We start from the raw sequence: 13,836 nt of genomic DNA, 5'->3' as shown, positions 1-13,836 counted from the left end.
GCGTGTGATGCATGATGACTTTTCGGTTTTTAGGGCGTTGATTCGTTAAATAGGCTCGATTTGCTACAGATCTGCTACAAACGGCAGTTTTTCGACTTGCATCAGTAACCTGTTTTTTTATATTCTCACTGGCCAAACTTTCAACTCCTATACTCTCCCCTCGCCAAAAAAGTCTCAAATGCTTTGTGTGGTTTGATGATAGTATTTTCAGTTGACGTATGATACACTGAATTTTAAGGAGTTATTCAGTTGTACTGTGACTACTTATCTAAGCATTTTTACGGACACCAAATCTTGCATACAAAAATGCGAAATCTGCTTTGAAATGGGGTATTTGCTTATGTTTAAAATCAACAATCTGGCAAATCAGACAAGTCACATCGTCACCGAACAGAAGGGTATCTTCTCCATTGTTGAGCACAATGTCGATTTCTCCGTAGCGCCTTGCAATGCAATGGAAGAATACTATATGAGCCAGATGAATGTCAAACGGAAACAGGCCATTGCCAATCTCAACGGAAAAGTTGGGCTTGTTCTCCAAGCGGGCGCAATGCAGTACATTGTTGGCAACGTGCAAGCAACCACCGGATTGAAGGGTGTTGGCGACTTCTTAGGCAAAATGGTAAAAAGTTCCGTCACAAAAGAAAGCGCAATCAAGCCGGAGTACGTCGGAACGGGTGTGCTCGTGACCGAACCCACCTATAAATATCTTCTGACCGAAAATGTCGGTGACTGGACAGGCGGTCTTGTAATGGAAGACGGCATGTTCCTGGCCTGTGAATCCACTGTCAAGCACGAGATTCAGGCACGCTCCTCGCTTTCTTCTGCAGCACTCGGAAATGAAGAGCTCTTCAATCTACGGCTTGCTGGCAATGGTGTATGTGTACTGGAAAGCAATGTTCCCCGTTCGGAAATCGTAGAAATCGACCTTCAAGACGACGTTTTAAAAATTGATGGCAGCTTTGCGATTTGCTGGTCCGGCAGTCTCAGCTTTACGGTTGAACGTTCCGGAAAAACCTTGCTTGGTTCTGCCGCATCCGGTGAGGGTCTGGTAAATGTTTATAAGGGAACTGGCAAAGTATGGCTTGCTCCATTAACGCCTTCTCAATCACTGGTTAGCGCAACGCATGCAAAAAATGCAAAGTAATTGACCACCTGTTCTTATTGCTTTCACTGTTTTACTTCTTTACAGCATCATCTTTGCAAAAAGCTCTTGGCCTTTAATATAGAGGTCAAGAGCTTTTTTGCTTGCCGCTGAACTTCTGTTTCAGGAGGTCATCAGCGTATTTGTTTTCGGACACCTTGCTGGGGTTGTGGTAGGTCTCGCCGTCAATTTCGATTGCGATTTTGGACTCAGGAGATTCCAGCGCAAAGTCGATATAGCGGTGCCGACCATAGATGTCCACACAGGGGTACTGGACCTGCAGATTTTCGGTCTTTTCTGGGCCAAAAGCCTCACAGAAAAGCTGTACAAACAGCTCCTCTGCACGGCTGTTGACACCGGTTGCTTTTGGCTCCATGATGGTCGCCTGTTATTTTAAACCTTATCACCTTTTAGAGGTTCTGACAATCTATAATAAATCATTTTTATTTTACTCCTGCAACCAAACGAAAGCAATGCACGGGTTGCACTGCATCAGTCTCTTTTTATTGTAGCATCATAACCTGTATGCTCTCTCGGATAGTCCCGTTTTGCTGGGGGGAGCTGCAGGCACTTTTGCAGTATCAATATGACCGCATTGATTTTATCGACGAACCTGTGGATGTGGGCTTTGCTTGTCCGCTGGACCTGCACTGCACCTATACCCGCGACCAGCTGCTAGTGGCACTGGACTTTTTGAAGCCTGCCACTGTCCGCGAGGGCGTGAAGTGGCTGCCGGAAAAGCAGCTGGACGTATTCTTTGTGACCCTGAACAAAGCGGATAAGGATTACTCCCCCACCACCATGTACAAGGACTATTCCATCAACGAAAGCCTGTTCCACTGGCAGAGCCAGAGCACCACCGCCGAAAACTCTGCCACCGGGCAGCGGTACATCCATCACCGGGCAAAGGGAAGCCGGGTGCTGCTGTTCGTGCGCGAGTTCAAGGCAGATGCCCGTTTTGGCGGTGCAGGAGCGTATACCTATCTGTGCCCGGTGCAACCAGCCCATCAAGAGGGTCAAGCTGAAGGAGGACGGCTCCATCATGCAGGCGGCAGAGTTTGCAGCTCCCCATGAGGGAATGTGCGCAGACTGCTACAAAGCCACCAGATTGAACGTAGCATAATAAAACTGCTCTATTTCGATGTCACTTAATTCTTGTATGATTCTATATTTCATGGTACACTTACAGTAGTGAGTTCTGAAAGCTCTCCTCTGTGAGCGGAAAGGAGCATTGCATGAAAGATTTGCAGTTTCCTGTCGGAATCTCGGATTTTGCCGAGATGCGCAACAACGGATACTATTATATCGACAAAACAAATCTGATCGTTGACCTCCTTGATAAAGGGCCGGTTGAAGTAACTCAAATTACTCGCCCTCGCCGCTTCGGAAAGACTCTTGGCATGAGCACTCTCGCAAATTTTCTGAATATCCGCAAAGACAGCAAGCAGATGTTTGAGGGATTGGCGATTTCCAAAAATACAGAGCTTTGCAAAAAATGGATGAACCAGTGTCCTGTGGTATTTTTCTCTTTCAAGGACACGGATGGTCTGACCTTTGAAAGTGCCTATGGAATGCTGTGCATGAAACTGGCATTTGCATTTCAGGATTATCAGTTTCTTTTGGATGACGCTGCTATTTCCGACGATGACAAAGGCATCTTTAAGCGGATTCTGGGACGCACTGCATCCATGGATGAAACAAAAAGCTGCTTTTTGCTATTGACCCGGATGCTGGAAATCCATTTCAAAAAGTCGGCGGTCGTCATTCTGGATGAGTATGATGTTCCCATTGCCAAAGCCAGCAGCAACGGATATTATTCGCAGATGCTGGACGTGATGCGGGCTATGATGAGCACCACGCTCAAAGACAACACCTCCCTCGACTTTGCTGTTGTTACTGGCTGCCTGAAAATTGCAAAAGAAAGCATTTTTACCGGGACGAACAATTTCGTTTCGGATACGATTCTTTCTCCCCGGTTGAGCGAATCCTTTGGTTTTACACAGGCAGATGTAGATCAAATGCTGAAAGATGCTGATCTTGAATCGCAGTCTGCTGAAATCAAGGCATGGTACGACGGTTATCATTTTGGCGATGCAGACATTTATTGTCCGTGGGACGTAATCAGTTATCTGCGGGATTTCCAGTATGGTGTAGCACAGAAGCCGAAAAGCTATTGGAAAAACACCAGTGATAACGCCATCATCCGTTCTTTCATCGACTATGCAGGTGACAATATCACCACGAAGCTCGAAACGCTGATGGCTGGCGGCTCTATTGTTCAGCACATTGAAGAAAACCTGACCTACGATTATCTGCACTCCTCTGAGGAAAATCTTTGGAGTGTGTTGTATCTGGCAGGCTATCTGACCAAGGTGCGGGATAAGGATCTGACAGATTCGCTGCCGGATGGTTGCTCTGCGCTGATGATTCCCAATGCAGAGATTCGGGAAATTTTTGAAACCACTGTAAGCAAATGGTTTGATGACAGTGCAAAGGCGTGGAACCGCAGCCCTTTGTTTGATGCAGTCTGGAGCGGAAACAGCGAAGCTTTGACACAGGAAATGACCAAGCTGCTTCGCATGACCATCAGCTACCATGACTATCGGGAGGATTTTTACCACGCTTTCCTTGCAGGCATCTTTACTGGTGCTGGCTATGTGGTAGAATCTAACAAAGAGCATGGCGAGGGTCGCAGCGATGTTATTGTAAAGGACATCCGCAATGGTCGTGTGGCAATTTTTGAAGCCAAGTATGCCAAAACTCTGGATGCTCTGCCGGATGCTTGCGATACTGCCATTCAGCAGATCAATGACCGGATGTACGCGGCGGACTTCCGGGACGACTATGATGACATCCTCTGCTATGGCATTGCATTCTTCAAAAAACGCTGTATGGTAAGGAAAAAATAATTATCTACTGGGGAGTATCTTCGGATGCTCCTCTTTACTTTTGCAGGGCAGTCCGAGTGGATTGTCCTGTTTTTATTTGGAGGCACACAATGAAAGAAGAAAAAATCAAAGTCCTTGCACTCCTGCCAATGGAGCTGCCAAAGGAGATCGAGCTGGACAACACCCTTGAAGCCATGCAGAAATTTGTAGGCGGGCTGATCAAATGCATCACCTTAAGTGACACCGGTTCAGCGGTCACACTGGTCTGCAATGATGAAGGCAAGCTGCTTGGCCTGCCGCTCAATCGTCCGCTGTGGGATGGAGCCGATGTTCTTGCCGGGCCGGGATTTCTGGCCGGATGCGACAACGAAGGGAATCTGACTTCCCTGCCGCAGAGTGCAATGGATTTCTACAAAGAGAAATTCAGAGCTTTTATCGAAAAAATCAAAAAGCGCAATCTGAACTACGCTGCCATGCGTGCAGACGGAAAACTGCCAAGAGAGGAATACCAAGCCCTCTGCAAACAGGCAGATGACGAGATTGCACACTTAGAGCAGGAGCTGAAAGCCATCTCCCCTGCGCCCGATCCCCAGACGGTTTCTTCGGGCATGAAAGAGATCCACGATTTTCTCTCTCAGAAGTTCGATGTGCACGGTGCCCGTCTTGCTCCCGAATTGATTGACCGGTTCGTTGAAGTGGTCACCCCCCATTGCCGATTACTCCTACCGCTGGAAGCTGAACACCGGCTGCAAGAAGTCCAAAGAGGAGCGCACCGATTTGATGGCTGTATCGGAAAAGCCCATCCTTACCTTCACCATCGACTTTGAAACTGCCAAGCGTTACTGGGAAGCCAGCAAGATGCCCCACCAGTTCCGCCGTGCAGCGTGGACCGACCTGACTGTGGAGGTGTATCTGTGATGCTTCTGGGAAGCAGCCCTGTGTTAAACGCAATTCATCTCATACATGAGAAAACAAATAAGGCCTACCGTCAAAATTGACGGTGAGCCTTATTTTAAGCTTGATTTTTAACGATAACTCGCTATAAATCCCTTATGCTCTCGTTTTTTTAATAGCAGCCTGAGCGGGTGCCAAAATTACAGAGCGTTGGGCATCATTCTTCTCCCTCCGGGTACTGCTCAACGCTTCCTTTTGAACTGAGCAGCATCGGCTTGCGATGTTTTTTTACTTCTTCTATTTTCATCACACGGATGGCAAACATCCAATCGTCGCCAAAGTCATAATGGAGCGAGAATTTTTGTCCTTCGATCAGCCCCAGTTCATCCAATGCAATATCGGTTCCTTCTGCATCATCTTCGTCAAACAGGTCATCTTCCATCGGATTGAATCGATAGCAGTCTTCGCTGTACATCTTGTTGTCCATGCAAAATTCATACAGATGCTCTGCCGTAAAATCAAATGCATTCAAAATCGCCATGCAGAGCTGATCCAGTGTATCCGTACCACAGATGGTTATCGTTCTGTATACGCTGCGCCCAAGCCCTGCCGGATAAACCTTTAATGTATACTGTATCCTCATTACGATTCCACTTTCTTTTGATTTTATTTCAATTCGACTTTCTGCATCTGTCCCAAAATCGCGTTTTTCACACCATCCCTCAGATAGGCCTCATTCAGCGTTTTCTTAGTATAATTCAGATATGTCCCAGCCGCTTTCTCTATCAAAAGTGCCGTAAAGTAGTGCTCCCAGCTAAAATATTCCTTACTATCGATGTAGCCAGACGGTGTTTGCAAAATCTGTGTGGTCTCTGCATCTTTCAAAATTCCAGAGGAAAGTATCAGCCATTCAAAAGATTCCGGCAGATATAGTGCCAGATTTTTTCTTGTCTGCACCAACTGCAACACCCTGTCCATTTCCGGGCCAAAAGCGGCACCATCTGCAATCACCAGAATCTTTTCATCCTTATGAACCTTCAAATAGGAAAATACATTAGATTTTCCGTTCGCAGTATCACACTGTATTTGCTGTTCTTTACAGACCGCATCAAAAAACTGATACCCCGAATTGCTGTCCTCTGTCAAGATCTTCTCCGGTTTAATATTTTCAGTCGTACTATCCGGGTAAATTCGATAGAACGAATGATAACTCCGTTTCAGTGTCCCATACTTTCCAGAGGTTCGGATTCCATACACTTCTTCCACACTGTATGGCAAGGCCGGCAAACCCTCTCTGGTCACGATAACATAATAGTTATCCGTCTGCTGAATCGCACGCGCAAAATCTTTGGTCTTGACAAACTCGTTTCCTTCATCGATAAAAACAATGCTGTCCTGAATATTGTCAAGTTGTCCCTTCCAAAGATTTCCTTCTACCACATAGCAACCTTTATCACAATTTAGAGTGACCGGCCCACTTTCTCCATCGTTCATATGAGTACGAATCATATCCACGAGGGTCGTTTTACCCGTTGCGCTATCCCCGCGAATGACGGTTAAGTTGCGCCGCAGTTCAAACTCATACTTTAGATACTTTGTGCCGACAACCACTTTATGAATGCCTTTCATTTCTGTCAGCCCCTTTACACAAACTCACCTGCGGCCAAAATCAGTTCTTCCATGCTGTGAACGATTTGATTTGTATTCAGCACTTTTACTGTAAATGGTTTTTTACCAAAATCCATCAGGTGGTGCAGATTCACCGTGCGATCCTCCTGCTCTGCAATTTTGAGCAGCCACTTTGCACAGTTGTCGCCACAAGTCGATACATTGAACACTTTCTCCGGCTCAAACTTTACCAAAATCAGTGTCTTTACGCCACCAGACAAACCAATCGGTGGAATTTTACCCAAGACCGGGCTGTCAATTACACCACTGTCGATAACGGTAGACTTATCCACATCCTGAATCATTTCCTTGACCATCGGGTCAACGATCCAGTCTTCCTCGTAATCGTATTTGAAATAAGAAGCCGTATTGTACACCGCTTCCTTCATATCACCGTAAAAAATGTTCAGCATCTTATCACCTCATCGATGTGCGTACTTCTGCTATCATTGTACCCTCTTTCAGCTTACAAAACAAGATGCAAAAAGCTCTTGGCCTCCATTACAGAAGCCAAGAGCTTTTATCTTCTTTGTCCTACCAGATTTTATTTCCGGGGAGACTTAATTGCAGCCTGAGCGGATGTCAAAATTGCAGAGCGTTGGAAAGAATAATAGTACGTTTTTATGGGGCAACAAGCGTTTTTATCTTCGCACGAATTCTACTCCAGAAATGTTTCTTGTTCGATTGTGACCCCATATTGCAAAATCTTATCAATTGCATCAACAAACAGCGTATGTCTTCCCGCATTCCGCTCTTCCTTCAGCTTCTTCAGATACTGCTCCGGCCGCTTCAGGCCATTTTTGTGGTACTGTTCCACAAAGCGCCCTTCCATACGCATGGGTTCAAGCTGTGGAAACACCGTTTGCAGGTTTTCAAACATACAAAAACCGCCCAGATCAATATCTGCCCAGAATCGAATTTGCATGGTTTCCCCTGCCGCAGCAGCCAGTTTTTCAAAAAGTTTTTTCTTCCGCGGGCTCAGAAAGCCGCCGTGATAAACAACAAGTTCTTCCGGCTGTTTTTCCGCCAGCAAATATTCATCATAGTTCGTTTTATTTTCGATAAAGGTAATGCAGCAGATGTTTTTCAGTTCAATGTCCACAATCTCTGACACAAGTGTACTGGGCAAAGCCAATCCATAAGGTTCTGCTGCGCTGAGCCGTAGTTCTCCCTTCTTCAAGCAGATTGCGCAATCGCCCGAGAGTTCGTAAAGCTCCGGGCGGGCATAGATTCCCAGAAATGCAAGCTGATCCCGCGCACCAAGTTCCGCTTCTGTACAGGCCGCCGCCAGTTGGGTATTGTACTTTCGTGCAATGGTAAGAAACAGCTCCCGTACATTTCGCTCAAAATACTTGGTATCGTGAAAACACTGGCTGCTGAATGCACGCATCGTCACACTGCCGGACAGCTCCGCATATCGTTGAAACGTGAGCAAAAGCTCCTGCAGCAGACCGTCGTTTCCCCTGCAATACGTCGGCACTTTCATGCTGTTCCGCACCTGAGCACATACAGCATCCCTCCATGCCGCGATCCATGGAACGGGATTGTCTGCCAGCTTCTGCATGATGATGTTTGCAACCTCTTCTGCCTTTTTTCGCGGATGCACTCTGTCGGCGCATTCATAGCACTGTGCGACCCGTTCCAGATCCAGCACAATGCAGGAGAGAACGCTCTGCTTTCTCGCCCATTCCAGACGCACCAAAGCCTGCTGCTCCAGCTCCCGCGCTGCAATATTGTAAGCATCCCGAACCACCGCATCTTCGTATTGATACTCCGGCAACTCCCTTTTATCAATGCGCAGCATTACCCGACGTCTGGATGTGTTGGGTTCAGAAAGATGCTTACTGTTTTCAAACTTATCCAGCAGACGATTCAGGATCACCTGTGCTTCCTTCATTCTGCATCTCCTTTCCAAATGGAATAATATGCATCCGGTATCCGGATTTGTCCACTAATAATGTGCGGTCTGCAATGGGCATAATGTCCGAGACCTTATCCGGCGGCGTACAGATGATCGCCTGCAGCCCCATCTTTCGGAGAAGGAGTACACTCTCCGTGATCCGGTCACTATCCATTTTATTGAAAGCTTCATCGAACACCACCAGACGCACCGTATTACCAAAACGGGTAGCATCGTTGACGCGGTACAGCTGGGCAAACGAGGCCAGCACCGCAATATAGAATGGCGTTTGTGTTTCGCCACCGGACTTCATATTCAGTGTTTGAGAAAGCAGCTGCTTGGAACCGTTCTGATCGGTCGTTTCCAAATCAAACTTCAGATACGTCCGGAAGTCTGTATAGCGGACGATATTCTCCTGCAGTTCGCTCTGTTTGCGGACATTGAGCTGCGTATCGTCTGCCATTGTGATCTGGCTGAACAGTTTTTCGATCAATGGGCCGTATTTTTGCTGAAAGGGCAGTGCGAATAGACCGGATTCGCCTTCCATCAGTTCATCTGCCGTGATCATGTTATAGTAATCCAGATAATCCGGGTTTGGCCCTACGCGGAATTGGTACTTGTCTGTGCCAAATTGTGCCTGGCGCAGGGCCTTGTTCAGATTGTGCACCTGGTCTTGCACCTGGTCGATGCTGGATTTCAGTTTGGCAAGGAAATCGTTCTGGAATTGCTCCATTGCGCTTTCCCGTGCCGCCCGGATCTTTTCTTTGTATCGGGGCAGCTCGCTTTCCTGCAGAGTACGCCGTTCTTCCTCGTATTCGGTGTTATCCATCACCTCGATCTGGAATGCACAGGGTTTGAACCGTTCTGCATATTCTCTGCGTGCTGCAAGCAGTTTCTTCTGAGCCCCGTCCATCGCCTTTGTGCTCTGCGCCAAACTGTCGCCGAAGTTTTTGCGGATGACATCTGCCTTTTTCAAGCGGACAAGCTCCTGCCGATAGCGGGGAACGCCGATGGTTTCTCGGTATTCCTTCGTGAACTCCTCGTTCAAAACATCTTCGATGGCCTCATACCGTTGGTATTTTTCCGGCAAGATCTCATATTCCAGCTGATGGATGCGGTCTTCCAACTTCCCTTTTTGCACATTTTTCGCATCTTTTTCCTTATTGAATGCAAGGATTTCTTCTTTCAACTGTTCAATGATGCGTCGCTGCTCATCCAACCAGAACAGATTCAACTGGGAAAGCTGATTTTTGACTTCTGCGATTTCCTTGATGATCGTCTGGACGCGCTGGTAGTCCTCCTGCTTTTGCGCCACATCGATTCGGACAAATCTTTGGGTAAAAAGCGGCTCCTGCAGGCCGGTCAGCTGCTTCTGGAGCGGCTGCCAATGCCGCAGCTCTTCCTGCAGACAGGCCAGTTCCTTTTCCAGATGGTCGATGCGGAGCTGCACCGCACGCCGCCCGATGAAGGCGTCTTCCATCCAGCCCTTCCGAAGTGCGCGGGCCACATAGCCCTGATACAGCATTCCCTCTGCCGTAATTGCCGTCTTATAGCAGCGCAACTGTTCTGCCGTGTCGCAGCATATCACCCGACCCAGAAGATAGTCCACATAGCTGCGTGCCAGCTTGTTTTCTGTCTCCACCTTTTCTGCCAGACTGCCGGGCAGCGGGCGAAGTGTTTCTTTTTCCCGCAGTTTTCCGATATCTACCAGACCAAACGCACGGTACTCTGCTTCCTGCTTCAGCCGGTCGTAAATGTTAAGTGCATCCTGATAACGTCCCGGCTCCACCAGCAGATAATATTTCTGGTTATTTAGGTAGCCTTCTACCGCTCCACGCCAGCGCTCATCTGCCATTTCCAGCACATCAGCCAGAATATAAACGGGAACCGCATGCCCCGTTTTATCCGCCAGATCCTTTTCCAGCCGGTCTTTGAACAGCAGAAGCCCATGGGGATAATCTTTGATGTTCCTGCGCAGATTTGCAAGCACCGCACTTTTCTGGTCGGCTTGCTTCTTCAGCTCTACAATACGATCCTCTGTTTTATGAGCCGCACTGCGGACAGCATCCGACAATTCAGCCGCTGCCTGCTGCCCCGTTTCAAACAACTCCACAGGCCGGGCAAACAATCCCTTCTCGTCCCCAGTAAATACAGCATATGCTTTCTGCACAGTGTTCGCCGCTTCCTGCACCGGTATGAGAAGTTCTTCCGGTTCCAGTTCTTGTATCTCCCCACAGAATCTCTGCAAATGCCGTGCTTCCCGCTTAATCTCCACTTCAAGATTTTGCAGACCCTGTTCCAGCTTTTTCTGCTCATCTCTCAGAGCCTTTTCCGTGTTGAGCAGACGCTCTTCCTCCTGGAAAACGTTGCTCTGCCTACAGGCCAGCTCCAGCTCACTGCGGCGCGTTTCTTTCTGTTCGATCTGCCGCTCAAGCTCCTTCAGTTGCTCATTCACATTTGCAAGGTTCTCCTTGCATTCAGTTCGTTCCAATTCCCTCTGGTCGATCTCTGTCTGCGCAGCTTCTTTTTCGGCCCACCGTACCAGAAACTTCTGGATCTGGCAGCGGTCTATGGCTTGGTTCATCTCCTGATACAGCCTGCTGATTTGCTGCAGCGCATCCAGCTTTTCCTGCTGACGCTGCGCCAGCAATTCGTGCCGTTTATAATCCCGGATGTTTTGCTGCATCAGCTCAATATTGGGTTTATCCGGAATATCACAGATGTTCTCCGTAATAAATTTTTGGATATCCACAATTGGCCGGAACGAAACAGCCTTCTTCATCATCCGTAAGACCTGCTCGTTGTGGACGTTCCACTTTGCAAGCATGTTGCAGCGATACTCTTTTTGAGTATCGTAAAATTCTGCCCGTGCATAGTTCTGCTTCAAAAAACGGCGAAGTGCAGAAGTCTCCATTGCCTCACCCTGCTCAATAAAGCAATTTTCCGGCAGTGTCCCCGTGTAAATAAAGAATGTATCACGGTAACTTCCATCGCTGCGGCAGTCAAAGGTAACGCCCGTCACAAAGCTGCTGCCCTCCATCTCATCCTGAAATTCGCAGACAATATAGGTGGAAAAGTCCTTACCACGACGGGAATACGGGCTGTTATCATCCATGTCGGCGCGCAGATAGCCTTCCAGTGTGCGCTGCGATTTTTCGTTGGCCGCCTGATTAAAGTTGCGGGCGTTGGTCTCGCCCAGCAGTACGATCTGCAGTGCATCGATGACCGTTGACTTTCCGGCGCCGTTCTTGCCTGTCAGAAAATTGATGTCGCCCACTTCAATCAGTTCCTTACTGAAATAGAGCCAGTTGATCAGCAGGATCTTCTTCAGCTTTTTCATCTGTTTCCTCCTTTTTCAAAACAGACACCACCAAGTTCAGCTTTTCGCTGGAGACCGCAGAGAGAATGGTGGGCAATATTGCGATCCTGCAGCTGCCCTGGTTGAATTTTCCTTCCAGTCTTTGAATCACAGAATGGTTTTCCAGTACCGTAAACGCGCGTTTGACCTCTTCCATATTCGGCTTAGCCGGAAAAACGGGATAGTCGGTCACCACTTTTTCCAGCACATCCCGCACAGTACACACGGCATCCTGCTCCAAACCCAAACGCTCCATATTTTCTTCGTAGATCAGCCGTAATGCCAGCAAAATCGCCGTTTCTTTTTTATTGAGGTTGCAACGGTTAGCCTCGTCTGTGTTCAACACATAAAAGTATCCGTTCAGTTCATCCCTGCGCAAATCCCAGTCCAGCAGGCTCAGGTACTCCTGTACAGCCTCATAGTGCCGTGATAGAAAAAGATATTCTGGGTTGTCCACCCTGCCTTTTCCCGGCTGGTAGATGGTTCGCACAATGTATGTGCGGCTGAGCAGCTGATTGCAGACAGATTTGAACTGTTCCAGTTCTTTTGCCGTTGCATTGGTAACAAAATCAAAATTCACGGCTTCTTCTCCTTCCTCCGGATCTGCATTTGCGGGATCGAATAGCCATTTTTGCAAAAAATGCCATCGAGTTCCTGGACCACATAACCGGCAGATGCATCCTTGCTTCCAAGGATTGCCAGTAAACTCATGATATAATCCTTGTCCTCTTCAAGCGAGAGCTCCTCCGAGCAACGAATGTCAGCGTCTCCCAGCCATCCCTGCACGTAAGCATTTACTGCTGCCCGGCCATATTTCGATTGCAGTAACTGTGCCGCTCTGACCTGTTCTTCCGTATTCGGTGCCTGATCATCTTGTATCAGCACCGACGCGGTTTTTGTCCGTTTTTCGGGGCGCTTACGGTACCACAGACTTTTTTCTGACAAAAAAGACTGCTCATACAATTGAAATGCCAGTTGTATCTGGTCCACCAGCTCAGCCGCCCTGCGGTTTCTGGACAGTGCCGTCAGCAAAACATTCAAATTGCCGCGCACGCTTTGATCTCGGTTCGTCAGGTTCTCGATTTTCTGTGTTGCTGCTCTGGTATAGCGCCGGACCTGCGTATCAATTTCCTCAAGATAGTCCTTCTCTAAATTGTCATAGCGTTCTTCGATCCAGAAAATTTTCCTCAGCAGATCGGCACGGCAGTCTTCCAATGTCTTGCCCCGCTTATCACGCAATGCTTCATTTGCCATCGCCATCAGCAAGGTATCATCCTCTTCCCAGCGCCTAAGCACAGACTGAATGGGCACACGATACTTCGGCACTGAATCTTTGATTTTCAGCGGACGGATATATGCCTCCACAACCTTTTGTCCGAAGTCGTTAAAGTGTGCAGCCAGCACCTGGTTGACATCCTGCATATCGATCTGCGTCTGAAAATAATGCTTCACATTATGATAGACCATTTGCAACAAGCTAATCAGCGCCGTTGTGTTATCGTAGGCACTATAGAGAGCCGTCATTTTATCGTAAGCATTGTTGCTGTCGTCGGCGGTCTTTAAGACTGAGAAAGTTCCGAACACATAGGAATATCCACGAGCCGGACTATCATCCCTGAGTTGATGAAATAGTTCCAGCAGGCGACTGCTGTAATTAGGAATCGTGATGTACTCTTCAAAATCATCCCCACGTTCCTTCTCAAACCACCCCTTACTACACAGCTTGCGGATCAAAAAACGGGCGCGGCCAGAGATATCCCTCAGTTCCTCTTCGTCAATGTCTTCATCTTCAAACGTAGCATCCGCCAGTTCCTGCTCCAGCCTGCCGCGCAGCATTGAATACAAGACATCTTCCCGTATTTTCAAGTTTTCTTGGTATGCTGCGTACAGTACGTCCAGTGCATCCGCATATAAAATACGGTTGGGCGAAGCCAACGGCGAGAAAAGTTCACTGGGAACCACTTCGAAAAACTTCATAGGCCTA

The 13,836-nt window shown here is 47.9% G+C and carries 12 protein-coding genes and 1 pseudogene; 5 read left to right on the top strand and 8 right to left on the bottom strand.

What is annotated here, in order from left to right; genetic code table 11:
* Positions 1-340 precede the first annotated feature (340 nt).
* A complete protein-coding gene (locus tag MTP36_RS02775; RefSeq protein ID WP_249253375.1) occupies positions 341-1,147 on the top strand; it encodes an AIM24 family protein in 807 nt (268 codons plus the stop codon).
* An 85-nt stretch (positions 1,148-1,232) separates the two neighbouring features.
* Here the strand turns inward: MTP36_RS02775 and MTP36_RS02770 are convergent, their stop codons facing one another.
* On the bottom strand, positions 1,233-1,520 hold the full coding sequence (locus MTP36_RS02770; RefSeq protein ID WP_055185439.1) for a hypothetical protein: 288 nt from the start codon (positions 1,518-1,520) through the stop codon (positions 1,233-1,235).
* A 142-nt stretch (positions 1,521-1,662) separates the two neighbouring features.
* Here MTP36_RS02770 and MTP36_RS02765 point away from each other — a divergent pair.
* The 4 genes and pseudogenes from MTP36_RS02765 to MTP36_RS02750 all read left to right on the top strand — a co-directional run.
* Positions 1,663-2,161, top strand: a pseudogene (locus tag MTP36_RS02765) (DUF3427 domain-containing protein); the annotation flags it as partial.
* A 218-nt stretch (positions 2,162-2,379) separates the two neighbouring features.
* On the top strand, positions 2,380-4,053 hold the full coding sequence (locus MTP36_RS02760) for an AAA family ATPase (protein ID WP_249253373.1): 1,674 nt from the start codon (positions 2,380-2,382) through the stop codon (positions 4,051-4,053).
* 89 nt (positions 4,054-4,142) lie between these two features.
* Positions 4,143-4,859, top strand: coding sequence for a DUF3846 domain-containing protein (locus tag MTP36_RS02755; RefSeq protein WP_249253371.1), 717 nt, complete (start codon positions 4,143-4,145; stop codon positions 4,857-4,859).
* Positions 4,810-4,950 (top strand): hypothetical protein, encoded by a 141-nt coding sequence (locus MTP36_RS02750; RefSeq protein WP_155515368.1) that lies wholly within the window; start codon positions 4,810-4,812, stop codon positions 4,948-4,950. Before MTP36_RS02755 ends, MTP36_RS02750 begins: the two co-directional genes overlap by 50 nt.
* Positions 4,951-5,143: 193 nt before the next feature.
* On the opposite strand, the gene MTP36_RS02745 is transcribed toward MTP36_RS02750, so the two are convergent.
* From MTP36_RS02745 to MTP36_RS02715, 7 genes are all read right to left on the bottom strand, one after another.
* Positions 5,144-5,569 (bottom strand): IS1096 element passenger TnpR family protein, encoded by a 426-nt coding sequence (locus tag MTP36_RS02745; protein WP_005920837.1) that lies wholly within the window; start codon positions 5,567-5,569, stop codon positions 5,144-5,146.
* 23 nt (positions 5,570-5,592) lie between these two features.
* Complete coding sequence (locus MTP36_RS02740; protein ID WP_249253369.1) at positions 5,593-6,555, bottom strand: translation initiation factor 2; 963 nt, start codon at positions 6,553-6,555, stop codon at positions 5,593-5,595.
* 14 nt (positions 6,556-6,569) lie between these two features.
* Positions 6,570-7,007 (bottom strand): DUF4869 domain-containing protein, encoded by a 438-nt coding sequence (locus MTP36_RS02735; protein ID WP_249253368.1) that lies wholly within the window; start codon positions 7,005-7,007, stop codon positions 6,570-6,572.
* Positions 7,008-7,252: 245 nt separating this feature from the next.
* Entirely contained in the window at positions 7,253-8,248 is a 996-nt protein-coding gene (locus MTP36_RS02730) for a Wadjet anti-phage system protein JetD domain-containing protein (protein WP_249253366.1), read from the bottom strand.
* 202 nt (positions 8,249-8,450) lie between these two features.
* Positions 8,451-11,834 carry an ATP-binding protein gene (locus MTP36_RS02725; protein ID WP_249253365.1) on the bottom strand — a complete coding sequence of 1,128 codons (3,384 nt, stop codon included), beginning with the start codon at positions 11,832-11,834 and terminating at the stop codon, positions 8,451-8,453.
* Positions 11,785-12,432 carry a DUF4194 domain-containing protein gene (locus tag MTP36_RS02720; RefSeq protein ID WP_249253363.1) on the bottom strand — a complete coding sequence of 216 codons (648 nt, stop codon included), beginning with the start codon at positions 12,430-12,432 and terminating at the stop codon, positions 11,785-11,787. The genes MTP36_RS02725 and MTP36_RS02720 overlap by 50 nt, the downstream gene beginning before the upstream one ends.
* Positions 12,429-13,829, bottom strand: coding sequence for a Wadjet anti-phage system protein JetA family protein (locus MTP36_RS02715; RefSeq protein WP_005920849.1), 1,401 nt, complete (start codon positions 13,827-13,829; stop codon positions 12,429-12,431). Before MTP36_RS02715 ends, MTP36_RS02720 begins: the two co-directional genes overlap by 4 nt.
* Positions 13,830-13,836: the final 7 nt, after the last annotated feature.

The sequence above is a fragment of the Faecalibacterium sp. I4-1-79 genome, assembly GCF_023347235.1.
Classification (GTDB): Bacteria; Bacillota; Clostridia; order Oscillospirales; family Ruminococcaceae; genus Faecalibacterium; species Faecalibacterium tardum.
The sequence above is the reverse complement of the archived record's forward strand: the minus strand, read 5'-3'. Positions and strand labels throughout refer to the sequence as shown.

What these genes read in the sequence shown, in the direction of transcription:
- MTP36_RS02775 (WP_249253375.1), top strand. Translation starts at nt 341, where the DNA reads ATGTTTAAAATCAACAATCTGGCAAATCAGACAAGTCACATCGTCACC.
- MTP36_RS02770 (WP_055185439.1), bottom strand. Translation starts at nt 1,520, where the DNA reads ATGGAGCCAAAAGCAACCGGTGTCAACAGCCGTGCAGAGGAGCTGTTT.
- MTP36_RS02760 (WP_249253373.1), top strand. Translation starts at nt 2,380, where the DNA reads ATGAAAGATTTGCAGTTTCCTGTCGGAATCTCGGATTTTGCCGAGATG.
- MTP36_RS02755 (WP_249253371.1), top strand. Translation starts at nt 4,143, where the DNA reads ATGAAAGAAGAAAAAATCAAAGTCCTTGCACTCCTGCCAATGGAGCTG.
- MTP36_RS02745 (WP_005920837.1), bottom strand. Translation starts at nt 5,569, where the DNA reads ATGAGGATACAGTATACATTAAAGGTTTATCCGGCAGGGCTTGGGCGC.
- MTP36_RS02740 (WP_249253369.1), bottom strand. Translation starts at nt 6,555, where the DNA reads ATGAAAGGCATTCATAAAGTGGTTGTCGGCACAAAGTATCTAAAGTAT.
- MTP36_RS02735 (WP_249253368.1), bottom strand. Translation starts at nt 7,007, where the DNA reads ATGCTGAACATTTTTTACGGTGATATGAAGGAAGCGGTGTACAATACG.
- MTP36_RS02725 (WP_249253365.1), bottom strand. Translation starts at nt 11,834, where the DNA reads ATGAAAAAGCTGAAGAAGATCCTGCTGATCAACTGGCTCTATTTCAGT.
- MTP36_RS02715 (WP_005920849.1), bottom strand. Translation starts at nt 13,829, where the DNA reads ATGAAGTTTTTCGAAGTGGTTCCCAGTGAACTTTTCTCGCCGTTGGCT.